30 protein-coding genes are annotated in these 24337 nt (G+C 68.4%); 27 read left to right on the forward strand and 3 right to left on the reverse strand.

From position 1 onward, the window contains the following. Positions 1-130: 130 nt before the first annotated feature. The 14 genes from A4R44_RS41855 to A4R44_RS41915 all read left to right on the forward strand — a co-directional run bounded on the left by A4R44_RS41855 (position 131) and on the right by A4R44_RS41915 (position 10237). Complete coding sequence (locus tag A4R44_RS41855) at positions 131-469, forward strand: hypothetical protein (RefSeq protein ID WP_067594245.1); 339 nt, start codon at positions 131-133, stop codon at positions 467-469. Further along, positions 466-894 carry a hypothetical protein gene (locus tag A4R44_RS41860; RefSeq protein WP_067594247.1) on the forward strand — a complete coding sequence of 143 codons (429 nt, stop codon included), beginning with the start codon at positions 466-468 and terminating at the stop codon, positions 892-894. The genes A4R44_RS41855 and A4R44_RS41860 overlap by 4 nt, the downstream gene beginning before the upstream one ends. Positions 895-981: 87 nt before the next feature. Further along, positions 982-2124, forward strand: a complete 1143-nt coding sequence (locus A4R44_RS41865; RefSeq protein ID WP_067594250.1) for a hypothetical protein — start codon at positions 982-984, stop codon at positions 2122-2124. Beyond that, a complete protein-coding gene (locus A4R44_RS41870; RefSeq protein WP_067594252.1) occupies positions 2121-2711 on the forward strand; it encodes a hypothetical protein in 591 nt (196 codons plus the stop codon). Before A4R44_RS41865 ends, A4R44_RS41870 begins: the two co-directional genes overlap by 4 nt. Then, positions 2708-3691: a hypothetical protein gene (locus A4R44_RS41875; protein WP_067594254.1), complete on the forward strand. Its 984-nt coding sequence runs from the start codon at positions 2708-2710 to the stop codon at positions 3689-3691. The genes A4R44_RS41870 and A4R44_RS41875 overlap by 4 nt, the downstream gene beginning before the upstream one ends. Positions 3692-3919: 228 nt before the next feature. Further along, positions 3920-4297 carry a hypothetical protein gene (locus A4R44_RS41880; RefSeq protein ID WP_067594256.1) on the forward strand — a complete coding sequence of 126 codons (378 nt, stop codon included), beginning with the start codon at positions 3920-3922 and terminating at the stop codon, positions 4295-4297. A 130-nt stretch (positions 4298-4427) separates the two neighbouring features. Beyond that, positions 4428-4778, forward strand: a complete 351-nt coding sequence (locus A4R44_RS41885) for a hypothetical protein (RefSeq protein ID WP_067594276.1) — start codon at positions 4428-4430, stop codon at positions 4776-4778. Between the two features lie 180 nt (positions 4779-4958). Then, a complete protein-coding gene (locus tag A4R44_RS41890) occupies positions 4959-5726 on the forward strand; it encodes a DUF2786 domain-containing protein (protein ID WP_067594278.1) in 768 nt (255 codons plus the stop codon). 98 nt (positions 5727-5824) lie between these two features. Next, positions 5825-6493, forward strand: coding sequence for a hypothetical protein (locus A4R44_RS41895; RefSeq protein ID WP_067594280.1), 669 nt, complete (start codon positions 5825-5827; stop codon positions 6491-6493). Between the two features lie 236 nt (positions 6494-6729). Continuing rightward, on the forward strand, positions 6730-6933 hold the full coding sequence (locus A4R44_RS51525) for an HNH endonuclease (protein ID WP_255366229.1): 204 nt from the start codon (positions 6730-6732) through the stop codon (positions 6931-6933). Positions 6934-6937: 4 nt separating this feature from the next. After that, entirely contained in the window at positions 6938-7180 is a 243-nt protein-coding gene (locus A4R44_RS41900; protein WP_067594282.1) for a hypothetical protein, read from the forward strand. A 178-nt stretch (positions 7181-7358) separates the two neighbouring features. Next, a complete protein-coding gene (locus tag A4R44_RS41905) occupies positions 7359-8111 on the forward strand; it encodes a protein Mom (RefSeq protein ID WP_157905135.1) in 753 nt (250 codons plus the stop codon). Between the two features lie 16 nt (positions 8112-8127). Continuing rightward, positions 8128-8571 carry a hypothetical protein gene (locus tag A4R44_RS41910; protein WP_067594285.1) on the forward strand — a complete coding sequence of 148 codons (444 nt, stop codon included), beginning with the start codon at positions 8128-8130 and terminating at the stop codon, positions 8569-8571. Further along, positions 8561-10237, forward strand: a complete 1677-nt coding sequence (locus A4R44_RS41915; protein ID WP_067594287.1) for a Terminase — start codon at positions 8561-8563, stop codon at positions 10235-10237. The genes A4R44_RS41910 and A4R44_RS41915 overlap by 11 nt, the downstream gene beginning before the upstream one ends. Here the strand turns inward: A4R44_RS41915 and A4R44_RS48660 are convergent. Then, a complete protein-coding gene (locus A4R44_RS48660; protein WP_157905136.1) occupies positions 10166-10810 on the reverse strand; it encodes a hypothetical protein in 645 nt (214 codons plus the stop codon). The two genes, A4R44_RS41915 and A4R44_RS48660, sit on opposite strands and share 72 nt — an antisense overlap. Positions 10811-10876: 66 nt before the next feature. On the opposite strand from A4R44_RS48660, the gene A4R44_RS41920 reads away from it, so the two are divergent. From A4R44_RS41920 to A4R44_RS41950, 7 genes are all read left to right on the forward strand, one after another. Next, positions 10877-12208: a phage portal protein gene (locus A4R44_RS41920; protein WP_157905137.1), complete on the forward strand. Its 1332-nt coding sequence runs from the start codon at positions 10877-10879 to the stop codon at positions 12206-12208. Positions 12209-12212: 4 nt separating this feature from the next. Then, the gene (locus A4R44_RS41925) at positions 12213-12992 is read left to right on the forward strand and encodes a hypothetical protein (protein WP_067594292.1); all 780 of its coding nucleotides are present in this window, start codon (positions 12213-12215) and stop codon (positions 12990-12992) included. A 135-nt stretch (positions 12993-13127) separates the two neighbouring features. Continuing rightward, complete coding sequence (locus A4R44_RS47635) at positions 13128-13601, forward strand: hypothetical protein (protein ID WP_067594293.1); 474 nt, start codon at positions 13128-13130, stop codon at positions 13599-13601. A gap of 50 nt (positions 13602-13651) precedes the next feature. Beyond that, complete coding sequence (locus A4R44_RS47640) at positions 13652-14548, forward strand: P22 phage major capsid protein family protein (RefSeq protein ID WP_067594295.1); 897 nt, start codon at positions 13652-13654, stop codon at positions 14546-14548. Beyond that, complete coding sequence (locus A4R44_RS41940; RefSeq protein ID WP_067594297.1) at positions 14545-15018, forward strand: hypothetical protein; 474 nt, start codon at positions 14545-14547, stop codon at positions 15016-15018. The genes A4R44_RS47640 and A4R44_RS41940 overlap by 4 nt, the downstream gene beginning before the upstream one ends. After that, on the forward strand, positions 14997-15356 hold the full coding sequence (locus A4R44_RS41945; RefSeq protein WP_067594307.1) for a hypothetical protein: 360 nt from the start codon (positions 14997-14999) through the stop codon (positions 15354-15356). Before A4R44_RS41940 ends, A4R44_RS41945 begins: the two co-directional genes overlap by 22 nt. An 87-nt stretch (positions 15357-15443) precedes the next feature. Further along, on the forward strand, positions 15444-15683 hold the full coding sequence (locus A4R44_RS41950; protein ID WP_157905138.1) for a hypothetical protein: 240 nt from the start codon (positions 15444-15446) through the stop codon (positions 15681-15683). On the opposite strand, the gene A4R44_RS52885 is transcribed toward A4R44_RS41950, so the two are convergent. After that, on the reverse strand, positions 15608-16027 hold the full coding sequence (locus tag A4R44_RS52885) for an STAS domain-containing protein (RefSeq protein WP_369806061.1): 420 nt from the start codon (positions 16025-16027) through the stop codon (positions 15608-15610). The genes A4R44_RS41950 and A4R44_RS52885 overlap by 76 nt on opposite strands. Positions 16028-16235: 208 nt before the next feature. Between A4R44_RS52885 and A4R44_RS48670 the strand changes: the two genes are divergently transcribed. Both A4R44_RS48670 and A4R44_RS41955 read left to right on the forward strand, forming a co-directional pair. Further along, positions 16236-16592 carry a hypothetical protein gene (locus A4R44_RS48670; RefSeq protein ID WP_157905140.1) on the forward strand — a complete coding sequence of 119 codons (357 nt, stop codon included), beginning with the start codon at positions 16236-16238 and terminating at the stop codon, positions 16590-16592. A 141-nt stretch (positions 16593-16733) separates the two neighbouring features. Beyond that, positions 16734-17267, forward strand: coding sequence for a hypothetical protein (locus A4R44_RS41955; protein ID WP_157905141.1), 534 nt, complete (start codon positions 16734-16736; stop codon positions 17265-17267). A gap of 3 nt (positions 17268-17270) precedes the next feature. On the opposite strand, the gene A4R44_RS41960 is transcribed toward A4R44_RS41955, so the two are convergent. Further along, positions 17271-17738: a hypothetical protein gene (locus A4R44_RS41960; protein WP_157905142.1), complete on the reverse strand. Its 468-nt coding sequence runs from the start codon at positions 17736-17738 to the stop codon at positions 17271-17273. 100 nt (positions 17739-17838) lie between these two features. Here A4R44_RS41960 and A4R44_RS41965 point away from each other — a divergent pair, with 100 nt between their 5' ends. Genes A4R44_RS41965 through A4R44_RS41980 form a run of 4 tightly spaced genes read left to right on the forward strand, consistent with a single transcriptional unit; the run spans position 17839 to position 24328 of the window. Continuing rightward, on the forward strand, positions 17839-18117 hold the full coding sequence (locus tag A4R44_RS41965; protein WP_067594318.1) for a hypothetical protein: 279 nt from the start codon (positions 17839-17841) through the stop codon (positions 18115-18117). Positions 18118-18158: 41 nt separating this feature from the next. Further along, complete coding sequence (locus A4R44_RS41970) at positions 18159-18530, forward strand: hypothetical protein (protein WP_232792017.1); 372 nt, start codon at positions 18159-18161, stop codon at positions 18528-18530. Between the two features lie 32 nt (positions 18531-18562). After that, entirely contained in the window at positions 18563-21493 is a 2931-nt protein-coding gene (locus tag A4R44_RS51530) for a hypothetical protein (protein ID WP_232792018.1), read from the forward strand. Positions 21494-21523: 30 nt separating this feature from the next. After that, positions 21524-24328, forward strand: coding sequence for a hypothetical protein (locus A4R44_RS41980; protein ID WP_067594320.1), 2805 nt, complete (start codon positions 21524-21526; stop codon positions 24326-24328). Positions 24329-24337: the final 9 nt, after the last annotated feature.

Consider the following 24337-nt stretch of genomic DNA (forward strand, 5'->3'; position numbering starts at 1 on the left):
TTACGCTCATTAACATTTGCTCGATCGGACCCGGGTTCAGCGTTGAATCCTGCCCGCTCGTACTGCGCTGCCAAAGATCCACATCGGATGGACTTTGCCAGGCGTTAACCCCCACTTGGGAGCACCTACGGTGAAAGAGAACACACCTAATTCGCTTGCGCTTGCCTCTGAACAGGACATAAGGGAGCCGCTCGACTCCTTCGCGCGGTTCGTCGGGACCCTGCGCCGGATCAAGGGCAAGCAGGCGAAGCTGACCCAGCAGCGCAAGGACGTCGAGACCGTCCTGAAGGCGGCGCTTCTCAGTGCCGGTGCCACGATCGGCACCGTGAACGGCGTGCCGGTCGTCTCCTACTCCAGCTCGACGCGGATCGCGCTCGACCAGACCCGCCTGAAGCGGGAGCACCCGGACGTGGTCGAGGAGTTCAGCGACATTTCGGAGGTGTGGACGTTCCGCCTTCTGACCGCGTGACCGTGGTCCCGTTCGCCGAGCTGGTGAAGCTGGCCAAGGCGACGATCGCCGAGGCAGCCACCGCCAGCTCGGCCGGGACGGGCGAGACCGCGGCGACCATCGCCGCCTTGCTGACGGCAGAGCCGCGGAACGAGGCTCCAGTGCTGGCGATCGTGACCGTCGTCGTGCGGGACGCTCTCGCCGACCCGATGCGCGAGACGTTCGCGAACAGGTGGCGTCCGTTGCTCCCGCCCTGGGTGCAGCCGCAACTCGTCGGCGCGACAGTGAACCGGCTCCGCGCGGCCGGGCTCCTGGTCCCCACCGGCCGTTACGTCCGTTCCACCGACACGGCAGGCCGCAATGGCGGAAAGCTTCAACCGGTCTACGCCCTGGACGCCGCTGCTCTGCACGACCGCCCGCCGACCGAACAGCCGACATCCGGCTGAAACCCGCCTACCTCAGCAGCCCGCGCGGCGAACCCGCCCGTCGGGCTTGCCGCCATGCCCACCTTCTGACGTGTAGGGATTCGACTCTTGGCGCGCGACCACGCCCGTATCAACCTGAGCATCTGGCATGACGAGGAGTTCATCAACCTTTCCCTCGCCGCAAAACTTCTTTATCTGCAACTGGTTTCACAGCCGCGACTGTCCTACGCGGGAGTGCTCGACCTGGCGGCCAAACGCTGGGCGCGACCGCACCCGGACCTCAGCCTGACCGAGATCCGCGCAGCACTGTCCGAATTGGACGCTGCACGGTTCGTGGTGATCGACCAGGAGACCGAGGAGCTGCTAGTCCGCTCGTTCATCCGGAATGACGAGCTGTTCAAGCAGCCCAACGTACTTCGTGGCGCACTGCGCGTTGCGTTCGACATCGAGTCTCCGATTCTGCGCGCCGCGCTTGCGACCGAGCTTCGGCGGCTGCCCGTCGATATCACCGGTCCGGCCCCCAGCGCGACGGCCGATGCCCTGGAGGCTGGAGCGCGCGAGATGCCGCCGGAGGTCAAGGCGGCGCTGAGCGTCCGCGGCTCGGCCCGCACGTCGTCGGCTCGCCCGAAGGCCGCGCCCGCGAAGGGTTCGGCCAAGCCTTCGCCCACGGGCCCGGGAGAAGGGAGTAGGGAGCGGGAGACCGGAGAAACATCTCTTCCGTTGCGTAGCAAGAAAGTGGGGTCTCCCGCGCGCGCCGCGCGAGATGCCAGCTCACCCGAACGCGCGCAAGGTGAAACCGGTCACGACCCAGATCGTTCGGAGCGGCAGTTGCGCCGGGAGGAGGCTGAGCGCCTGGTGGACTTCTACGCCGAGTCGCTGCCTGCCCGAGTGCGCGCGCAGCTGGTGGCCGAAGTGATTCCCCTTCTGCGGGAAGGCATTTCGTCCGCCGTCGTGGGTTCGGGACTGGCGGCCTGGTCGTCCAAGACGCTGCCGGTCAGCTTCCTGGCCATGCTGGTGGGCGAGCGGATGCGCGCGGCCCGCGTCGCGGGCACCGACACGAAAAAGAGGGCTCGGGACGCCGAGATGGTGGAACGGTTCGAGGGCCTGCGCGCCTCTGCGATCGCCGAAGACGAACAGCACGGCGTCGGGCTGGCCGTCCGGCAGGCTCGGCCTCAGCACGCCGATGCCGAGCAGCTAACCGCGATCCTGGACAACGCCCTGACCTCGACAGCAAGCGAGCTGGCGGCATGACGACCATGATCTACCCCGTCATGAGCCGCAGCGACATGCGCGGCCTGCTGATGCGCCACACCGAAGCGCACGTGACCGATGCGTTGGTGACGTCGTGGCTGTCCAGCCTGGCCGGGTACAGCCTGGCCGAGTGCCACGCAGCAATGACCGCGATGGGCACCAGCGCCCGGCGAGCAACACCGTCCGACATCGCCGGAAGCTGCGACGCGGCGCGCGACCGAGCCGCAGCGCCCGGCCCGGAAACGCCGGCCTTTTCTGCACCGGCGGGAGCCTTGCCCCGGCCACGTCGCACCGCGAACGACCGCGACTACCACCGGCAAGCCGGAATGCGCGGCATCCGCGCGGCCTACGAACTGATGGGTTGGAAGCGCAACGCCGACCACGACCTTGCCCGCAGCGTGGCGTGCCCGTTCTGCAAGGCCAAGGCATGGGTCGTCTGCGGACCGCTGTCCCGCAACCGCGCCGGACAACTGGAGCCGCGGGACAAGCTCACTCGAATGCATCCGTCCCGCCTGGAGCGCGCCCGCGCAGAAGCCGCACGCCAGACAGCCAGCACTCAGCAGGACGCGAAGGAGAACACTCGATGACGACCCGCACCGACGAGGACTCAGAGGTTCGGTGCCTGCTCGGCTGCCGCACGCGCACCGGCGAGGCGTTCCGCGCCCAGCACGGCTACCGCACGTGCGATCCGTGCGCGGACGAACTGCGCGCCGACATCCAGGAACTGGCCCGCCTGTACCCGGAGCTGATCCGGGCCGCCGTACCGGGCGGCAACTCGGCCGGCGGGCGCGTATCGCCGGGCTACGGCCCCCGCTCACCGGCCCGGGACGCCGTGCTGGCCCTGACCGATCGCCGGACCCGCGCTGAGGACGAGGGAGACCCGCACTCGGTGCTGGAGATCCTCTCGAGCTGGGCCGACAACGTCCGCAAGGACACCGGCCACGGCCTGCCGGACGCAACCGCGCGACGCGAGGGGCAGCTGCTGGTCAGCTGGCTGGACTTCACCGCTCACCAGCCGTGGGCGGGCAAGCTGGACACCTCGCTGGAGCAGTTGCGCGAGGAGATCGCCGAGCAGCTCGGCCTGTCGACGCGCACCGTGCGCGGGGAATCCGCGTTCCTGGTCGAATGGTTCGACTACATCACCCGGCAATACTGGGTCGGCGACTTCGCCGACGAGGTGCGGACGCTGCTCGCGTCGGTGCGCACGGCGACCGGGACGGCCGAGTCAAGCCTGCCCGTCGGCACCTGCCCAGCCCCGGACGAGACGACCGGGCAGCCGTGCGGAACCCGCTTGCGCGTGCGCGCCGACGCGGACCGGATCATCTGTCCGCGATGCCGCACCCGGTGGCCGCGCGATCGATGGGACGAACTGAGCGACGCGCAAGGCACTCCGGTATCGGACGTCGCGGCGCTCTCGGCCTGGCTGACCGTCCCGGCCGGAACCCTTCGGCGCTGGCGCAGCGAGGACGGCTGGACCAATCACGGGTCACGGCGACGGCCGTTGTACGAGCGGAACGCGGTGTTGGAGTCCTGGCAACGTCGACGCGGCGCGCTTCTGGCCGGTTGAGAGGGTGCGGGACCGGCGACCGCCCCGAAGGGTGGCTAGAACCCGCCGGTCCCGCGTGCTCCACCGTGATCAAACGGAAGGGCACCGCCAGTATATGGGGCGGGTCACACAAGCCCCAAGACGCTTCCCATTGTCGTGAACTTCAGATAGTATTGTTCTTGTTGGGAACGGACCTAGAACCCCGCTCCCAGCGGACACGCACCGTGATCAGAATCGGAAGGAAAAACGTTGCACGACAACATGATTGAGTGGTGGGTCCTCTACCGCTTCGCCGCGCTGGGCAACTTTCTGGACGGCTACCCCGAGGGCACGCTGCCCCGCGTCCCCGCCGACGACGCGCCCTCGCTGTGGGAACCGACGATTGTCCGGCTGATGGCGAATTTCGCCACGGACGACGAACCGTGCGCACTGTGCTGGGAGCGAAAGCAGGAAACGTGCCCCGGGATGAAGCTGCACGTTGCGATCGAGCGCGACCGGGCCGAACTGGAGGCCGGTGCGCTGGTGTCCACGGCCGTCGTCGCGCTTCCCGCCGGACTGGGCTGGGATGTCGCCATGCTCGCGGTCAAGCGCATGATCGCTGACCGGAAGGTCATCCCCCAGCAGTAGCCGGACCCCTGCCCGCGCGGGGCGGCGGAACTCGTTTCGCCGCCCCGCTTTTCCAGACTTCGCCCGACAATACGCCGGGCAAGGTCTCCGGCCGTCGGGCCCGAATCTTTGCCCGAAGGGAACTCGCGCCATGATCGACCACAATGGACAGACAGGCGGCACGCGCGTATGGGCCGTCTACTGCCTGACCGCTCCGCCCAGTGCGCACGTCCTCGTGCTCTACACCATTCCGGACCGCATTGCCGACAATGAGCCGTGCCGCTGGTGCGTCCGGCTCGGAATCGGGGGCCCGTGCCCCGGAGGCCGTGCGCACGCCTTGGCGCACCACGCGCGCCTGAGCCTGCTCACGCGCTTTGAGCCGCTGAAGGTCGACGTTTTCGAGCTGCCCCCGCACGAATCGGTCCGATCCTGCGCAACCAACCTGTATCGGCAGATCCTCGAACGGGCCGAGCGCACCGGCCCCGCGACGGCGGAGGAGTAGAAAACAGCCCTACGCCGCAACCCATCCAGTGGTGACCCGTCCGGGAACGTGGGGCGGGTCACCACTGGACCCCCTTCCCTGTGTCGCTAAGTTCGGATAGTATTTTTCTTGTCGGGAACGGACCTAGAACCCCGCTCCCGACACCACAACCCACCGTGATCAACCGAAAGGATCACCACCGTGGCTACCAATGCCAACATCACCGAGCGAGTCCAGAAGCTGCTGGCCAAGGCCGAAGACTCGGCCGCCACGCCGGAGGAAGCGCAGATCTTCGCGGCGAAGGCCGCCGAGCTGATCGCCAAGCACAACCTCGACGCGGCCACCGTCCGCCACCGCGAGGGCAAGCGTCCGGAACAGATCCGGTTGCTTGAGTTCGAGGTCTCCGGCCAGGGCTGGCACGGCAAGGCGCGCGCCTCGCTGGTCTACTCGGTGGCCGAGGCGCACGGCTGCTCCGTGTGCACCATGGGAAACCTGATGAACGGCAAGCCGCGCTGGGTGCTGATCATGGGCCCGGCCGCGACGCTCAAGGCGCTTGAGCTGCTGCTGCCCTCGATCCTGCTTCAGGCCGAGACTCAGGGCATGGCCGCCGCCCGTGCGCACATGGATGAGCGGAAGGGCAAGTTCGACACCCCTGCCAACGCCAACATTGAGCGCCGCACGTTCTTCCGGTCCTACCTGCCCGCCTACGGTGCGGGCGTGGCGGAGAAGATCGTCCGGTCGCGCGAAGCCATGGCGGAGAAGGTCAAGGGCAAGGCCGGGGAACTGGTCCTGGTCACCGACGCCGAACGCACTAAGGCGGCGTTCGAGAAGCGTTACCCTGACCTGAAGTTCGGCCGCGAGGACAAGCACAACATTGCCGGGGCGGTAGCTGGCCGCCGCGACGGACGGAACGCCGACACCGGGCAGGCCAAGGTCGGCAAGGACAGCCGGACCGCCGTCGAAAACTAGTCGGTGATCCGCTGCCCCGGTTCCAGACAGGAACCGGGGCAGCGGACTATTCTCGCCACCGGCATGAGAACGCGTCGAGACGGAAACGGGGGAGCACTGTGATACCGGCGGGCCGCACGCTGATCACTCAAGAGGACATTGCCGCCCTGCACGGCATGAGCCTGCGCACCGCGCAACGTGCCAACCCCGCCCCGTGGGAACGGCCGGGACATCCGGCACCGGTGAATCCGGCGCGGGGCAAGACGCACCGCAAGCTGTGGGACGAGGCGCAGGCAGCCGCGTTCGCGCGCGGGGAGCCTGTGCCCGAGCTGCCCGCGCTCGGCAATCCTCGAGATCTGCTCGACCGGCCGGAGGCCGCGCAAGAGGCGGGCATGAGCACCGCCACCTGGACGCGGTATGAAAGCATGGAACGGCAACGGACCCGCACCGAAGGGGAACGCCCGCTGGTGCCCCCGGCCGACCGGGAATTCGGTGGCGTGCCGTTCTGGTACCGCGCCACAGTCGAGGCATACCGTGCCAGCCGGGCCGATCCCGAGCGAAAGCGCGGCGGCGGACGTCCGGCCGGAAGCACCGAAAGCGTTCCCCGCACAGAGCTGTCCGCGCGCGTGGCCGAGCTGCTGAACGAACAGACCGACGACGGAAAACCACTGTCCACTCCGGACATCGCTCAGCGTCTCGGCATCAACTACCGGACCGCGCTACGGCACGTCACTGCCGCCCGCGAACAGAACCCGGTTGCGCCTGACCAGGACCGAACGCTAGATTGATCATGTTGGATACGTGTATTTGCACGGCAGTCCCCTACACTTTCGGTTGAGAGCCCCGGTTACCCCCTCCCCCTCGGTAACCGGGGCTCTCCCGTATCCGCCTCCCGCACGCGCGCGGTCTCCGTTCGACGCTGGCGAGGCGGTGAACCCTGCCCGCTTGGTTCGGCAGCGACCGCGCCGCCCGGCTTCCCCCCGACTGGCCGCGCAGGCGTGCCCGCGTCCTGCGCCGCGACCCCATCTGTCAGGTATGCCAGCTGGCGCCCGCGACCGAGGTAGACCACATCAACCCTGGCGACGACCATTCAGACGCGAACCTGCAAGGGATCTGCGGACCGTGCCACGCCACCAAGAGCGGTCGCGAAGGCGGCCGGGCCGCTGCCTCCCGACGCCCGTCCGCGCGTCGGCCCGCCGATCCGCACCCCGGACTGATCGAGAGGTGAACACGTGCGCATCCTGCTGCTGCGCTCACTTGGCGGACATCCCGCCCGCACCGTCATAGACCACGACCACGCGGCCGCCGAGTGGCTGCTGTCCACCGGCTTGGCCGTCGCCGCGCCTGACGCGCAGGCCGAGCCGACCGGCCCGGCGAGGGTCGAGCCCGAGACGACCACTCACGATGACGCCGTGACCAGCCCGACCACGCGCAGCAACCGCCAGTCATCACGCACCGCCACCCCTGGGGGGTGACCCCTCGCCGCCCCGGACGCCGCACCGGTTAGGCATAGCACCTCGCGGTCTGTACGAAACTCCGGCGATTTCGCCACCCCGGTCCGTTGCCGGCCGTGGCGGTCCGGCCGCGCCACCTCTGACCTGCTGGGAGGTGACGCCGCTCTGGCCGCCACCTCACCCCGTCCCCGGACCAAGGATGCCCGCGAACCCGACTTCCGCCCGCTCATCAGCGTTCCCCGCCTCGACCAGCTCTCTGCCCGCACGCTCGCCCGCCGATGCCGCGGAGCTGCCCCCGCCGGGCGGACCGCACGCTGACCCGGCCGTCCCTCTGCTGGTCGCCCCCTGCTCATGGCACGCGGCCCAGTACGCCGTGCTGCGCTGGCACTACTCGCAGAAGATGCCGCGAAGCAAGATCGCTCCCTTCGGAGTCTGGGAACACGGCGAGTTCTCCGGCGTCGTCATGTTCGGCCGATCCGCCACCGCCGCGCTCGGCCACCCCTACGGCCTGGACCAGACCGAGTGCGTCGAGCTGCTGCGCGTCGCACTGCGACCGCACGAGCACCCGGTGACTCAGATGGTCGCGGCCAGCCTGCGCCAGCTCCGCGCCGCCTGCCCCGGCCTGCGGCTGATCGTGTCCTACGCCGACACCGCCCAAGGCCACCGCGGCGGGATCTACCAGGCCGGGAACTGGATCTACACCGGCACCACCAGCGCCGCGAACGTCTCCTACGTCGTTCACGGGCAGCTGGTGCACGGCCGGACGCTGCGCCACCTGGCGGTCCACAGGCCGGCGGGCGAGACCGCCGAGGAGTTCGTGCGGCGCACCCTGGACCCGCACGTGCGCCGGGTCTCCGAAGCCGCGGTAAAGCACCGCTACCTGTACCCACTCGACCGCGCGATGCGCCGCCAGGTCGCCCCGCTGGCGAAGCCGTATCCGGCTGCCGCCTGATTCGAGGGGGTGACCGTTGGCGATCACCGGACGGCCGCCCTCGGCCAACTCGCGCAACCGCAACCCCAAGGCTTACGACTGGACGACCGTCGAGGCGGTCCCGTTCGACGGCGAGTCACCGGAGCTGCCGCGCAACGGCCGCAAGAAGTGGCATCCGGAAACCCTCGCGTGGTGGGACGCGGTCCGGCACATGCCGCACTGCCGCCTCTGGACCGACACCGACTGGCGTTTCGCGATGGAAACCGCGGTGCTGGTCGACGCGTTCTGGCGCGGAGAGGCCAACCGCGCCGCCGAGCTTCGGCTGCGCGCGGCCAAACTCGGCCTCACCCACGAGGACCGGCTGAAGCTGCGCATCCGCTACACGAGTCCGGACGGGGACGCCGACGCTCCGCCAGTTCCGGACGCGGCCGCGGTGACCCGGCTCGACGAGCGCCGCCGGAGGCTGTCCGGTGGCGCGTGAGCTGGTCTACGCCCCCGGTCACGACCGGGCCCGCTCGCTGGGCTGGCTCGGCTCAGCCTGGGTCGAGCACTTCACCGTGCACGGCCCCGGCGACGTCCAGGGCGACGACGTCGACCTGGACGACGAGTTCGCCGGGTTCCTGGTCGACGCCTACGCCCTCGACGGCCACGGCCGCCGCCAGTACAGCCGGGCCGTGCTCTCCCGAGCGAAAGGCCGCGCCAAGTCGGAGATCGCGGGATTCGTCGGGCTGTTCGAGGCGTTCGGCCCGTGCCGGTTCTGCGGATGGGCCACCGGCGGCGAGACCTACCGGTGGCGGGACTTCACCTACACCTACGAGCCCGGCGAACCCATGGGCCAGCAGCTCACGTATCCGTACATCCGTTGCCTGGCAACGGAAGAGAGCCAGACCGGCAACACCTACGACGTCATTCACTACAACCTCACCGAAGGCCCGCTCGGCGAGGATCTGCCGAAGGACGCCGCCGGGCTGACCCGGGTCCTGCTGCCCGGCGGCGGGGAAATCGTCCCGTCCACCGCCAGCTCTTCGGCGAAGGACGGCGGCAAGGAATCGCTGGCGATCTTTGACGAACCGCACCTGTACATCACGCCCGAGCTGCGGCGGATGTTCAAGACGGTGGATCGGAACCTGCGCAAGCGCAAGGCCGCTCAGCCGTGGGGGCTGCTGACGTCCACGATGTACCAGGCCGGGGAAGACTCGATCCTGGAGGCGCTCGACCGGCAAGCGAAAGCCATCCGTGAGGGCCGCACCCGCTCGGCCCGGCTGCTGTGGGACCACCGCGAAGCCCCGGCCGACGTCGAGCTGACCGACCTGGACGCGATGGTGGCGGCGTTGAGGGAGGTTTACGGTCCGGCAGCGGACTGGATGGACCTGCCCGGCATTGTCGAGAACGAGTTCTGGGATCTGACCAAAGCGCCGGAGGAATCCCGCCGGTACTTCTTCAACCAGCGCTCCTCGGCCGCCACCGCGTGGACCACCGCGCCGGAGTGGACGGCTTGCCACGATCCCGAGCGGCCCCCGCTGCTCGACGGCGACACGGTGGTCATGTTCTTTGACGGCAGCAAGAACGACGACGCCACCGGCCTGGTAGCCGTGCGGATGTCCGACGGGCACGCCGCCGTCCTGCACTGTCAGGAGAAGCCCGAAGGCCCCGCCGGTGCCGGCTGGGAAGTCGAGCGGGCGGCCGCCGACCTGGCGGTGCGCACCGCGTTCGACCGGTTCGACGTGGTCGGGTTCTTCGCTGACGTCCGCGAGTTCGAGTCCTACGTGGACGCGTGGGCGTTCGAGTTCGGGGACCGGCTGCTGGTCGACGCGACCCCCGGGCGCAGCCGCTCGGCCGTCGCGTTCGACATGCGTGCCAAGGTCCCGGAGTTCGTCCCGGCCGTGGAACGCACGCTGGCCGAGATCAAGCAGAAGGCCCTGACCCACGACGGGGACTCGCGGCTCACCCGGCACGTGCTCAACGCCCGCCGCCAGCCGACCCGCTACGGAGTACTCATCCGGAAAGAGGCGCGGGACTCGCCACACAAGATCGACCTTGCCGTGTGCCTGATCGGCGCACGGCACGTCCGCCGACTAGTACTCGCGTCTCCCGAGTGGACTCGACGCGGAAGGCGCCGCACCGGTCGGCTGCGTGTATTCACGTGACGAGTCTTCCGGAATATTACCCTTGTAAGAAACGGAAAACCATATGAGCAGGAGCGAGAGAGGGTAGAAAGCTCCGAGCGCATTAATCGCAAGATTGGTCCACAGTGCAGTCCAGGCAAGCGGTCGTGCCACTGAATCCCCGGCTTGCAGCCAGGCAAAACCGAATGCAATTACCCCCAGGCTGACGCATATTCCAAGCGTCACAAAGAATCCGGCACCCTGCACGGCAACGAGAAAGAATACCCAAGCCGCCTGCGCAGCGGAACTCTGAATTGGAACCGTGGGCGCGGCACTTAGATTGAAGAGCATCCCGGCAATCACTGCGGCACCGATGAACAAGGCCAGATGGCGCGGCTCGGCGGACCATGACGTCACTGGTGTCAGCTTATCCGCAGCACGAGAAAGGCCAAGATAGTCTCCGACATATCCAGCTATGTCGATCGGCGACGTGATCCTGGCACCCGCCGCGAAGCCTATCCAGATAGTAGAACAAATTCCCACGATCACAGAAAATACCTTCTGCAAGATATTTTCGCTGACGGTCTTCGCCGCGAGCGTTTCAGCGATTCCCACAGACCCCCCTCAAGGTCGAAACGTGCACCACATTGTAGCCAAAGCATGTGGTGAAGGGAGGTGGTCGTGACCCTGCTGCCTTCTCAGGCTTCGGATATCGCTCACCGGATTGAGGCTGTCTGGCCAGACCAGGCCCGCAACGACCGGATTCACCGCTACGTCCAGGGTGATCACGATCTGCCGTTCGCACCCCGCTCGGCCCGCCGGGCGTACCGCTGGCTGCTCGACCGGTCCCGCACGAACTGGTGCCGCCTGCTGATGCAACTCCTCGCGCAAAACCTGTTCGTGGACGGCTACCGCGCGCTCGGCGACGACCAGGCCGACGAACCACTCGGCTGGACGCACTGGAACCAAAACGGCATGGCCCGCCGCCAGGCCGCGGTGCACCGCGCCACGCTGAAGTACGGCTGGGCGTACACCACGGTTCTACCCGGCGACACGGCCCCGGTCATCCGGGGCGTGTCCCCGCGCAACATGACCGCCGTCTACGCCGACGACGCGGACCCGTGGCCGATCTACGCCCTGCACCGGAAGACGTCCTGGACCCCGGAGGGACCGCGCCAGGTCTACCGGCTGTTCGACGACCAGGCGGTCTACACCCTGTCCGAAGACGAGCCCGGCCGTGGGCCGTCCTACCTCGACCACGCGGAACACGGACTTGGCATCTGCCCGGTAGTCCGGTTCCTCGATGAAGAGGACCTGGACGCCGACAGCCCCGGCGTGGTCGCCCCGGTCCTCGACATCCAGGACCGGCTGAACTACCAGACGTTCCTGCTCATGACCACCGGCGAGCACGGCGCGCACCGGCAGCGCTGGGCCGCCGGGCTGGAGCTGGACGACGACGAGGAACCGCCGATCGGCCCGGATCGGCTGCTGCACTCCGATTCGCCCGAGACGCGTTTCGGCACGTTCGACTCCACCGACATGTCCGGCTACGTCGCCGTGCTGGAGCAGATTCTGCGGCACCTCGCCGCGATCACTCAGACCCCCGCGTGGGCGCTGCACGGTTCGCTGTCCAACCTCGCGGCCGACACGATCGCCGCCGCCGACGCCGGACTGCAACGTCGGGTCGGCGAGCGGAAGACCTCCTACGGCGAGTCGTGGCAGCAGACGCTGCGGCTGTCCTGCCTCGCGGCCGGGGACGAGGCCGGATGGCTCGACACGACCTCGGTCGCGCGCTGGCGCGACACCTCGACCAGTCCGCTGTCGGCCGTCGTGGACGCCTGGGGGAAGGCCGTGCAGATGCTCGACGTGCCCGCACGCGCAGCCTGGGAACGCCTGCCCGGAGTCACCGACCAGGACGTGCGCCGCTGGGAGCAGATGCCTCAGTCGGTCGACGGGCACGCTCTGCTGGCCGACACCTTGGCCCGCGCCACCGCCGACCCGAACGGGCGGTGAAGCCATGGCCAGCACCAGGGCCGGACGCGCGGTCACCACCGCGCACCGGCTTGCCCAAGGTCGTCTCTCCGCGCGGGTCGTGGCCGAAGTCCTCGCCGTCTGGCGGTCGCTGGACCCGCTGCGACTGACCGATGCCGGGTGGGCCGGGCAAATCCTGTCCGTGTTGGCGCGGCACCGCGACGACTCGGCCGAGCTGGCGGCGGCCTACTACCGCGAGTTCCGGCGGGCCGAGGTCCCCGCGGCTGCGGCGTTCACGCCGCGCGCCCGTCCGGCCGGCACGTCAGCGCCGTGGCGAGACCGCGCGCTGACTTCGCTGCGGGTCACCGGCACTCGCACGGTGGTCCGGCTCGTCTTCGGCGGCTGGGACCCCGCGCGTGCGCTGGACCGGGCCGGGCCGGGTGTCGCTGCGGCCAGCTCTCGCCACGTACTCGAGGCGGGCCGTGCGACCGTTCGGACCGCAGTGCGGGACGACCGGGCAGCACGGGGCTGGATGCGCGTCACCGACGAAAACCCGTGCGCGTTCTGCGCGATGCTCGCCAGTCGGGGAGCCATCGGCAAAGCCGTGCTCTACCGCTCCGAACGATCCGCCACGACCGCAGCCGCGACCGGGGAGGAGTACCACGACGGTTGCAACTGCCAGGCCGAACCCGTCTTCGGCCCCGTCGTGCTCCCCGAAGCGTCCCAACGGTTCGCCGCACTGTGGGAGACCGCGACAGCAGGTCTGTCCGGCAAGGACGCCCGCAACGCTTTCCGCCGCGCTCACGCCGTCGCCCGTCGCGGCTGAGCGCCATCAGACCGGCCACCCGCCCGGATTCCCACGACAGCCCGAAAACAGCCGTCTCCCCGCTGTCGCGCATGAGGAAACCGGGCGGGTGGCCTTCCACCCTGCCCTGCTCACCGACCCTTTGGAGTACTCGCAATGCCCGAAGCCCCTGCCGCCGAGCCAGCCCAGGCCGCCGCCGTTCCCGCCGACCCGGCAACCCCGGTGCCGCCGGTTGCCGCGCAACCGGAACCGGCGGCCGAGCCGCCCGCCGAGCCTGCCGAGCTGGCGACGCTGCGCGAACAGGCCGAGCAGCTGACCGAGCAGGCCGCCGCCGCGAAGCAGCGCGCCGAAGCCGCGGAACTCGACCTGGCCCGGCTGACCGTCATCCGGACGGCACAGCTGCCGGACGCGCTCGCCGCCCGGCTCAACGGCGCGACGGCCGAAGAGCTTACGGCCGACGCCGCCGAGCTGGCCGGGGTCATCTCGGCATTGGTCACGACTGCCGCACCGCCTGCCCGCACCGCCACCGGGCGGCCTCCGGTGGAAGCACTGCGCCCGGCGGCCAGCGCTCCGGCCGAACCGGTCGAGGACACACCCGAGCAGATCAGCCGCCTGGTCTGGGGCAAGTAGCCCACCCCGTTCCCGCCCGCCTTCCAACCTCAGGAGAACAGCACCCGCCTATGGCCAACAAGTTCCTCACGCCCAAGCAGATCGCGTCCGCCTCGATCGCGGCACTCACCCAGCAGACCGTGCTGGCCGGTACCGCGTGGCGCGACGCCGAAGCCGATTTCACCGGCAAGCAGGGCGACACCGTCACCGTCCGGACTGACACCGTCGTCGGCCCGGCTCGCACGTTCAACCGGTCCGAGAACAAGCCCATCGTGATCGACGACGCCGAGGAAAAGTCGGTGGACGTCAAGCTGGATACCTACCTGTACAAGGGAATCAACCTTCCCGACGAGCAGTTGACCTTGCAGGTCAAGGACTTCACCAAGCAGGTTGCCACTCCGCAGGCCAAGAGCGTGGCTATCGGGGTGGAAAGCATGGTCGCCGGGCAGATGAACGCCCTGTCCTCGACCATCACCGTCAAGGCCGACGGGACTGACCTGCACACCCAGCTCATTCACGCCCGCGCGCTGCTGAACAAGGCGGGCGTGCCGTTCGATCAGCGCTGGTTCGCCGTGTCGTCCGAGCTGGAATCGATGCTGCTCAACGACCCGCAGAAACGGCTGGTCCCGGTGGACGCGTCCGGCTCGCCGCAGGCACTGCGCGACGCGATCATCGGCCGCCTGTACGGGTTCACCGTCTTGCCGAGCAACTACCTGGCGGACGGCTCCGGCGTCGCTTACCACACCACGGCGTTCCCGCTGGTGACTCGGGCGCTGGAGGTTCCGGCCGGAGCGACGTTCGGCCAAGCGACGACCTACGGCGGGTTCGCCATGCGCCTGGTCCGCGATTACGACCCGGGGTACCAGCAGGACCGGTCCGTGGTCTCGACGCTGGCCGGAGCCAGCACCACGACCGATGACGGCTCGGTCAAGCGCGCCGTGCGATTCACCACCGCGCCTGCCGCGTGACCGAACCCGCGGAGCCGGAACCCCTGGCGACTCTCGCGCAGCTCAAAGCCCGGCCAGGGGTCAACCTCACCACTCCCGACGCGGAGGCCCGCGCTCTGACCGCGCTGGTCGACGCGTCGAACCTGGTGCGCGCCGAGCTGCCGCCCGCGCTGCTCACACCGACCGTCCCGCCCGCCGTCGTGACCATCGTGTGCCAGGCGGCGGGCCGAGCAGTGCGCAACCCCGAGGGCTACAGCTCCGAAACCGCAGGCCAGTACACCTACCGCTACGGCGACGACGCCACCTCTGGGGTTTACCTCACCGACCACGACCACAAGGTTCTGCGACGGCTGGCCCGCCGCAGCGGCCTGCGTTCCGTCCGGACGCCCTATGCGGCCGAGCCGGACGACGGCGGCCCGTACACGCTGCCGGTCCCCGGGCCGGACGGCCAACTGGCCGAGCCGTTCCCATGGGAGGAGCCGCCGCCCTGAACCTGCCGCACCAACTCACCGTCATCAGCCCTCGCGAAACCCCCGACGCCTACGACAACCCGACCCCGGCGCTCGACTACGGCCCGGACGCGCCACGGCGTCCCGTCGCCGGCCTTTTGCTGCCGCGCGACACCGCCCGCACCGGCGGCACCGAACCGTCCCCGGGACGGGTTGCGGTCACCGGGGCCTGGTGGCTGCTGACCGCCGAGCCGATCCACGCGCGCGAGCGCATCACCTACGACGGCCGCACGTTCATGGTGGAAGGAGAACCCGCCCGGTTCGAGCCCCGGCCGGGTTTCCTCCACTACGAAACCGTTCTGACTCATACGGAGGGCTGAGCCCTGGCGCTGCCAAGCATTTTCGGAATCACGATCGATTCGGACGGCGCGCGGGAGCTGCTGAACTCACCGGAAGTCGCCGAGGCCGTGCGCGCGGCTGCACGACAGGTGGCCGATACCGCCAGCGCGCAGGGCCACCGCGTCACCAGCGGTGAAGCGCTTCCGGTGGAGGTCATCACCGAGGCCGCCACCGACCGGACTTCAGCCACCGTCGCCATCCGGCATCCGGCTGGTGTCGGCATGGAAGCGCGCTACGGGCTGCTCAAGCGCGCGGCTGAGGCGAACGGGTTCGAGGTCACCGGATTGGGTGAAGGTGAGAACGAATAGTCAGACACGGACTTACCTTCTGGAACCTCGGTGACTGGCAGGTCGTGCAGGCCGACTATCCGGAGCGTCCTGCTCACATCACGCCTGGCGAGGACATCAAATCGGGTATGGAGCGCAGCACAACGGTCCCGCGTCTCGATAAGCAGCCGCAGACCGGCAACAGCGCAGAACCTCAACCCGGTCAGATCCAGTACAAGGTGCAACGGCTGCACTGCGAGTACGTCTCCAACGCAAGTTGCCATCTTGAGCTGCGTTGAAAGATCAAGCTCGCCACGAGCGGACACCCGCCATGCGCCGGGGGTTACCTCTCCGGACGTGAGGGCTAGCGTATCCAACTCAATCACCGCTTCCGTGTCTCGCCTAGTGATGTAGCCGCCTGATTGACCTCCACACAGTCCTACGCCCAGGAATACCCTGCAACCCCGCTGGTCAACCGAGGTGACATTGTCATGTCAAATGTCACAGCTCTAAAGAGAGGCGCGTAAGCCCCTGTTCCCACCGATTCCGCTCGACGTAGCCGAACTGGTTGTCCGACAGTTGCGCAGTCTGCTCATGACCGTGGCTGATCCGGCTGTCAAAGGCGTGAAGGTCTCGACCGAGACCGGCCGTGGACACGACGGAGGCCCGCCGTCGATTCCATGGCTGCTCGTTGCCGAGGACGGGCACCGGTGGGATTGGCCTGCTGTGCAGCGTGCCGTGATCCGGCTGAACTGCTGGCACTGCGACATCCACAGCGCCAAGCGGCTTGCCGGTATCGCGTTGGGTCTGCTGTGCGCACCGCAGCCGACTGGAGCGCTGCTGCGCGGAGCACCCGTCAGTGCCCCGATTGCAGGTATCGACCCCTTCACTGCGACACCGTTAGCAACGGCCAGTTTGACCGCATACGCCCGGACACCGACCCGGGCCTGACTTGGCTTGGAGGATTCTCCTTATATGGCAATGAACAGTGCGCTCGTGCGCGTGCCTGGCACCGGTGAGGTGTCGCTAGCTCCGCCGGATACTCCGGAACCTGCCGACGCAACCAGCCCACTGGCGGCACCCTGGACCGGCTTGGGCCTGTCCACACCGGACGGCACCACGCTGGCGCGCAAGGTGGAGAAGGAAGGCACTGAGCACTGGCAGCAGCTCACCCCAGCCCGCTACATCTACAAATCCCAGGAACTGACGGTCGCTTCGGTGTTCCAGGAGACCAAGGGCGAGGTGCTTTCCGCCTATTTCGGCGGGATGAAGTTCGCTGCCGTCGGCACCGGCGCACCGAAGAACTACCGGGCCGAGATCAGTTCCATTCCGAAAAGCGATGTCCGCGCGCTCTGCGTCGACTGGACGGACGTGGTTTCTGACGAGGAGATCTACAGTCACCGGCTCTACCTGCCGCGCGCGGAAGTCTCCGAAACCGAGGACGCCCAGTTTTCGCGGACGCAGGAAGCCCGATGGGGCTTGACGTTCTCCGCTCTCGCACCGCCGAAGGGCAAGACCTACATCGCCGTGTGGCTTACCAATGACCCGGCGGTGCTCTTCGGTGCCCCGGCCGTGGCAACCGGTGCGCTCGACGTGATCGCCGAGGACCGGCCGCCCGGGAAGTGAAGTTCAGGCCAGCTCGACCAACGCTGCGCGCAGCTCGGCTAGGGAGCTGTATTCCAGCTCGACCGATGGGTGCAACGCCCACGGCTTGTGAGAACCGAACGCGATCACCGGCCCGTACAAACGAACGAGGCCATCGGCCTGCTCGACACGCCACGTGCCCGCAGGTGCCGGGTTTTCCCGCATGAACTCGACATAGCTGGGGTTCGCGATGACTTGGTCGAGCGCGGCGCGCACCTTGCTCGCGTCTTCGGCCGGAATCGCGAACGCCACGGCCCGCACGATCTCGTCCGGGGCTTCGGCCCGGCCGAACGGTTCCTCTTCGTCCCACAGGACGCGCGGGACGTGATGAGGCTCTGGACCGCCGTCGAAGGCGAGTTCGTTGTAGCCCGAGCCGGTCAGGTAGGCCGACTCCCGCCGGACTTCCACCGACCATTCGCCCATCTCGGGTGTGGCCTCCAGTATCGCGCCCACGTGCGTCTCCCTCGTCCGTCCTCGCTGGCGATCTCAGTATCCATGTCGCACCGACAGTGCCTCGTACAACACACCTCATCCAAAGGAGCACACCTACCTGATGGCAACTCGGCAACGCACAGAAGCAATCGGCAAGCCTGCGGCATCAGGCCGGGACCTGGCCGTGACCTGGCGGGGCAAACGCTTCTCCCTGCCCAGTCCTGAGAAGTTCCCCCTTGAAGCGCTCGAAATGGAGGAAGAGGGCAAGCACCTCACCGCGCTGAAACTCATCCTCGGCGCGGACCAGTACGCGACCTGGCGCGGTTTGGCCGCCACGGCCGCAGACGCCGAGGACTTCTCGGCCGTTGTGATGAAGGAGCTGGGGCGGGGAAACCCGTAACGGTCGCCCTGCTGCTCGCGGACGAGGCGACCGCCGAAGCTTTGGAAACGGACCTGCTCCGGTACGGGGTCGACATGCTCGACCTGTACCGGGGCGGCTTGTCCTACCGGCGCGTGTGCGCGCTGGTGACCTATCTGCCCGACGACGCGGCCGTCTGGCGCGTGCTGAATCCGCGGGGAGCCTGGACCCGCGCCGACCTGCTGGCCTCGGTCACCGAGCGGCGGATCACCGCCCTGTGGGCGACTGTCGCCAGCGCACTGGGCCAGGAGATCACCGACGCTCAGCTTGCCGACCCGATCGAGGCGTTCACCGCCACCGCCACCGCTTCGCCCGCCCGCACGGCTCCGGCCGGCACCGGCGATCCGGAACTGAAGTCTCTGCGCGAGATCGCGGTGTGGATGCGTAACGGGTAGCACCCCCGGAACCGGGCGGGGGTGAGCGCCTGGTGGCAACGGTCGGTCACGCCTATTTCAAGCTCCTGCCCAGCCTGCAAGGGCTCGGCAGGGAGATCCGGGACCAGGTCCGGCAGAACGAGCGTGACGCGCCCGCCATCACCCTGACTGCGCAGGTTCAGACGGCTCTGCTCAAAGAGCAGATCCGTGCGGCGGCCCGCGAGGGCAACGACAGCGCCGTGCGGCTGCTGGCCGAGCTGGACGCGCTCCCGGCCGAAACCCGGTTCCAGCGCCTGGTCCGGGAACTGTCGGGCAAGTCCGTGGTCATCAAGGCCGTTGCGGACAAGTCGATCGGCTCGACCGTGCGCGGCCTCGGTGAGCTGGACGACGGCCTGAGCCGAACGACTGTCCAGTTCACGCGCATGACGCTGAACGTCGGGGCGTCGGTGCTGAAGTACGCGGCGCTGGCCGCCGCAGCGGGCCAGGTTGTAAGCGTGCTCGGCGGGCTCGGCTCCGCCGCAGCCACCGCGTCCGGCTCGCTGCTGCTGGTGCCCGCGGCTGGGCTTGCCGCCGCTGCGGCGGTCAGCACGCTCAAGCTCGGTGTTGCCGGTTTTTCCGACGCGGTCAAGGAGTCCGACCCGGCGAAGTACGCCGAGGCGATCAAAGACTTTGCGCCGTCGATGGGGGCGGCCGCGAACGCCGCGCGCGCACTGCGGCCGGAGCTGACCGGCCTGCGTCAGACCGTGCAGCAACGTCTGTTCGCCGGGCTCGCGGGCGAGATCACCGGCCTGGCCGGAACGTATCTGCCGCTGCTGCGGACCGAGCTGGGCCGGGTTGCCGCAGGGCTGAACGCGGGCGCACTCGGGTTCACGGCATTTGCCCGCGAAGGCCGGACCGTCCGGGACGTCCGCACGATCCTCGACAACACCTCCGAGTCCTTGAGCGCGGCGGCGGCCGGTGTCCGTCCGCTGCTGCAAGCGTTTCGGGACATCGCGACGGTAGGAGCGGACTTCCTGCCAGGGTTCGGCTCCGGCTTGGCCGACGGCGCGGAGAAGTTCGCCGCGTTCATCTCCCAGGCCCGTCAGTCCGGCCAGCTGCGCCAGTGGCTCTCGGCCGGACTGTCAGCGGTGGGCGACCTGGTGACCGTCGTCGGCAACCTGGCCAAGACTGTGGGTGCGGTTTTCTCTGCTGCCAACGCATCCGGCGGCGGACTTCTGTCCACTTTGGTCGAGGTGACCGGTCAGGTTCTCGCGTTCGTCCGGTCTGCCGAAGGCGCGGGCGCGCTGAGGCAGATCTTTGCCGGACTGCACGCGATCATCGTCGGTTTGCTGCCCGTTCTGACGGCGATCGGGCAGGTCGTCGTTTCGTCGGTCGCGCCTGCAATCGGGCAACTCGGGCCGATGATCGGGCAGGCATTCGCCGCTCTGGCTCCAGCGATCGCACCGCTGGGCCAGATGCTCACGGCTCTGGCCCCCGTGCTCGGCGCGGCGGCGCAGGCTCTCGTGTCCGTCCTGGTTCCGGCTATGGCTGCGTTGGCACCGATCGTGTCTGCCCTGGCTCCGGCGATCGGGACGATTGTCGGGCAGCTCGGCGGTGCGCTCGGGGCAGCCATCGCTACGATCACGCCCGCTCTGGTGCAGCTCGCGCAAACCCTCGCGCCGCTGATCGAGCAGTTCGGCGGCCTCCTGGTGCAGGCTCTGCAACTCGCCGCCCCGGCAGTGGCGCAGCTGGTGTCCGCGCTAGCGCCGTTCGTCGCACAGATCGGCGGCGCGCTGCTGCAAGCGCTGACCGCAGTGATGCCGGTGATTTCCGCGCTCTCCGGCGTCTTCACCTCGGTTTTGCTCGCGGCGCTGAATGCGCTCATGCCGGTGCTGCCAGTGGTCGTGTCCGTGATCCAGCAACTGGCCACCATCATCGCCAATGCGCTGGCTGCGGCGGCTCCCGTGCTGACTCAGGTGAGCGGGCTGCTGGGACAGATCGCCGGGCAGGTTCTCTCCGCACTCCTGCCGATCCTGCCGCCACTGGCGGAAGCGTTCCTGTCGATCGTGACCGCGCTGCTGCCGATCATCCCGCCGCTTTTGCAGATTGTGTCCGCGCTGCTGCCGCCGCTGCTGGACCTGGTGACTGCGCTGCTGCCGATCATCACCGAAGGGGCTTCGCTGTTCGCCGAGTTGGTGAGCGCGATCGCGCCAGTCGTGCAGATCATCGCGGATCTGCTCATGCCGATCATTCAGTCGCTGTTCGATCTGGTGCAGCCGATCTTCTCCGCGATCGTGGACGTCATCTCGGGTGCCATGCGCACGGTCAAGGGCGTGATCGAGTTCGTCATGGGCTTGCTCTCGGGCGACTGGGACAAGGCGTGGCAAGGGATCAAGGACATGGCCGGTGGCATCTGGGACGCGATCAAGGGTGTCGTCTCCGACGGAATCGGCGGCATTCTCGACTGGATCAAATCGTTGCCAGGCAAGATCCTTGATCTGCTGGGCGATCTGGGAAGCCTGCTGGTCGACGCGGGAAAGAACATCATCAAGGGACTGATCAAAGGTCTGACCGCCGGATTCACCTGGGTGAAAGACAAGCTGGGCGAACTCACCGACTGGATCACCAGTTGGAAGGGTCCGCCGTCCCGGGACAAAATCCTGCTCACCGCAAACGGCCGCTTGATCATGGGCGGCCTGCTCGCCGGTCTGGAGGACGGCGAACCGCAGATCCGCGACTACCTGACCGGCCTGACCGACGCGTTGCCGCTGGACGTGTCCGGCACGGTCACTGGAGCCGCTGCCACGCAGGCATCCGGCGCGGTCTCCCCGCAGGCTCGCCCAGAGCAAGCCGCGGCCGCGTCCGGCGGCCCCGGCGGCACCCGAGACGACGGGGTGACCGTCGTGATCGACGCGTCCGGTTTGGACAGACACCTGACCGCATGGCTGCGCAGCGCCGTCCACGCCCAAGGCGGCGGGAACGTGCAGCTTGCGTTCGGCTACTGAGCCTGACGAAACCTGGAGGTGAGGCTAAGCGTGGACGACCTGGTGGACGCCCGGGTGGAAATGGCGTTCCGGGCGGATCTCAACGCCAATCCGGCCGAGTGGATCTGGTCCGACGTGACCGACGACCTGATGCCTGAGCCGATCTCGATCACCCGGGGGCGGCAGGACGAGGCTGCGCACGACGCGCCCTCGTCCTGCCGGTTCGCGCTGGACAACCAGAATTCCGACTACACCCCGAACCACCCGGCCTCACGGTGGTACCCGAACCTGACGCTGGGGACCCCGGTCCGGGTGAGCGTCGCGGACGAGCGGACGTTCTTCACTGCCCGGCGAAACGGTGTTGCCTCGACACCTGATCCGGCGGCAGCCGCCGTCACGGGAAGTCTGGACGTCCGGTTCGAGGCGGTCCTCGACGATTGGGCCGGTATCCCGCTGGTGGGGAAGTGGGGCGACGAGGACGGCACGCGTTCGTGGCTGGTGAGCACGACAGCAGACGAGCAGTTGGTGTTCACTTGGAGCCCGGACGGCGTCAACCCGTATCCGTTCGGGTCCGGCGTGCCGATGCCGTCGCGTCGTCACCGGGCCGTGCGCGTCATGTTCGTGGCAGACACCGGCGCGAACGGTTTGTTGATCACCCTGTACACGGCCGACACGTTGGCAGGCCCGTGGACAGTCTTGGGGGATCCGATCGCGGCACCGATCACCACGTCGATTTACGCCAGCGACCAGCCGATCCGCATCGGCCGGATTCTCGACGACCAGGACGCTGCGCTGGACGAAGTGGTCCGGGCGGAGATCCGGCGAACTGCCGCGGGCCCGCTCGTCGCCGCGCCGGATTTCACGCGGCCGGCACCCGGCGCAACCTCGTTCGCCGACGAGACCAACCGGAAGTGGACCGTCTCCGGAGTCGCCACGGGAATCACGAACCGCCGGACCCGGTTCTCCGGGTTCGTGGTCGAGTGGGTCCCTGACTGGCCCTACGGTGATCTGTCCACCCCGGACGGATACCCCGGCGAATCCCGGACAGCGGTCACCGCGGCCGGTGTACTGCGCCGCCTCGACCAGAACCGCGTCACCCCGCCCTCGGCTGCGCGGGCTGAGCTGACGAAGCCGGGCCGCGTCGCTCCGGTGGCGTATTGGCCATGCGAGGAACCCGCCGGGTCAGCGACGTTCGCGCCCGCCGTCGACGGGCCCGCGCTGACCGTGGCGGGCGACGTCGCTGGAGGCGGTGTCAACGATGTTCCGTCCAGTGCGGGGATGCCCGCGTTCAAGTCCGGGCAGGCATCGGGATTCTTCCGCAGCTACACCGACACGGGGGCATTCAGCGCGGTGTTCCTGCTGCGCCTGCCGAACAACGGCGTCAAGGCGGCGGACACGCCGCTGGTCACGCTCTACGGCACCGGCTTGGGCATCGCTGCGTACTACTCGCTGGAAGCCCAACCGGACGGCCGACTGGCCATCAGGACCCGCAGCGCGCTCGGCGGCGGGCTGGAAGTAGCACAGTTCCCGGCGTTGCCGTTTCCGCTCAACGGCACCGTTCAGCTTGCGCGGTTCTCAGTGACCCGCGTCGGCTCGACCACCACGGCAAGCATCGGCTTCGTCAATGACCAATACCCCTACGGCACCGGCGGGTCTGCGGGGTTCAAGTCGTTGTACAACCCGCCGCAGGGAATCGTCATCGGCGGCGGCTGGTGGGTCGGCCAACCGGACGGATTCGCCGACCTGAACGGAACCGGCATCGCTCACGTCTACTGCGACCGCACCACGACCGAACTCGACCCGGCGATGACCAGCGCTGCCCGAGCGTGGACAGGCGAGCAGTCCGGAGACAGGCTGCGCCGCCTCTGCGCCGAGAACCGCATCCCGTTCGTGCTGACCGGGTCGAGCGTGAACACGGAACCGATGGGGCCGCAACGATCCAGCTCGACCCTGCCGGACCTGCTGCGAGAGTGCGCGACCGCAGACGGCGGGATCCTCGCCGAACGCCGGACGCTGCCCGGCCTCGCGTACCGCACCCGCATGTCCCTCTACACCCAACCGCCCGCGCTCGTCCTGGACGGCCGGGCCGGGCCGGGCGACATCAAGCCGGGATTCGCTCCAGCCCTGGACGACCGCAACGCGCACAACGACGTCACTGCGACCCGAACCACCGGCGGCGTCACCCGCGCCACCGACGCCGAGCATGTCCGAAGCCACAACCGCTATGACGCCCAACTGGACGTCAATGTCGCCAGCGAAACGCAACTGCCCGACATCGCTTGGTGGCAAGTACACCTCGGCACCTCACCGGACATGCGCTACCCGCAGGTGTCACCCAACATCATGGCCAATCCCGCCCTCCTGAGCCCGTGGCTGAGCGCAGAAGTCGGCGACCGGGTAGAAGTCACCGGTCTGCCTCCGCAACACCCGCCGGGCACGGTCGGACTGCTGATGCAGGGCTACACCGAAACCCTGCGCCCGTACCGAATCGACACTGATGTGAACGCGTCGCCCGGACGACCATGGCAGGTCGCCGTCACCGGCCCTACCGCGCCGGACGGCGGGCCGTGGCGGGCCGACACCGACGGCTCGGACACGACCGCGCGACTCGGAACCGCTGAGACAAGCTTCGGAGTCCGCACTATTCAAGGTCCCTTATGGATCACCACCGCGACCCATCCCGACCAATTCCCGTTCCTCGTCAAGGTCAACGGCGAAACGATGCGGGTCAGAGCAGTCACCGGCACCAGCTCGCCGCAGACATTCACGGTCGTGCGCGGCGTCGAGGGATTGACACGCAGCCACGAACGAGGCAGCCGGGTCAACCTCGCATTCCCCGCCGCCGTCGCGCGCTGACCGGCTTCA

Origin of the sequence: Amycolatopsis sp. M39 (assembly GCF_001651785.1) — a bacterium.
GTDB lineage: Bacteria > Actinomycetota > Actinomycetes > Mycobacteriales > Pseudonocardiaceae > Amycolatopsis > Amycolatopsis rubida.

Excerpts from the sequence above, each read along its gene's own strand:
- A4R44_RS41870 (WP_067594252.1), top strand. The coding sequence starts at position 2,121 with ATGACGACCATGATCTACCCCGTCATGAGCCGCAGCGACATGCGCGGC.
- A4R44_RS41875 (WP_067594254.1), top strand. The coding sequence starts at position 2,708 with ATGACGACCCGCACCGACGAGGACTCAGAGGTTCGGTGCCTGCTCGGC.
- A4R44_RS41885 (WP_067594276.1), top strand. The coding sequence starts at position 4,428 with ATGATCGACCACAATGGACAGACAGGCGGCACGCGCGTATGGGCCGTC.
- A4R44_RS41925 (WP_067594292.1), top strand. The coding sequence starts at position 12,213 with ATGGCCAGCACCAGGGCCGGACGCGCGGTCACCACCGCGCACCGGCTT.
- A4R44_RS48670 (WP_157905140.1), top strand. The coding sequence starts at position 16,236 with ATGACCGTGGCTGATCCGGCTGTCAAAGGCGTGAAGGTCTCGACCGAG.
- A4R44_RS47635 (WP_067594293.1), top strand. The coding sequence starts at position 13,128 with ATGCCCGAAGCCCCTGCCGCCGAGCCAGCCCAGGCCGCCGCCGTTCCC.
- A4R44_RS41965 (WP_067594318.1), top strand. The coding sequence starts at position 17,839 with ATGGCAACTCGGCAACGCACAGAAGCAATCGGCAAGCCTGCGGCATCA.
- A4R44_RS47640 (WP_067594295.1), top strand. The coding sequence starts at position 13,652 with ATGGCCAACAAGTTCCTCACGCCCAAGCAGATCGCGTCCGCCTCGATC.
- A4R44_RS41905 (WP_157905135.1), top strand. The coding sequence starts at position 7,359 with ATGCCCGCGAACCCGACTTCCGCCCGCTCATCAGCGTTCCCCGCCTCG.
- A4R44_RS41945 (WP_067594307.1), top strand. The coding sequence starts at position 14,997 with ATGGGAGGAGCCGCCGCCCTGAACCTGCCGCACCAACTCACCGTCATC.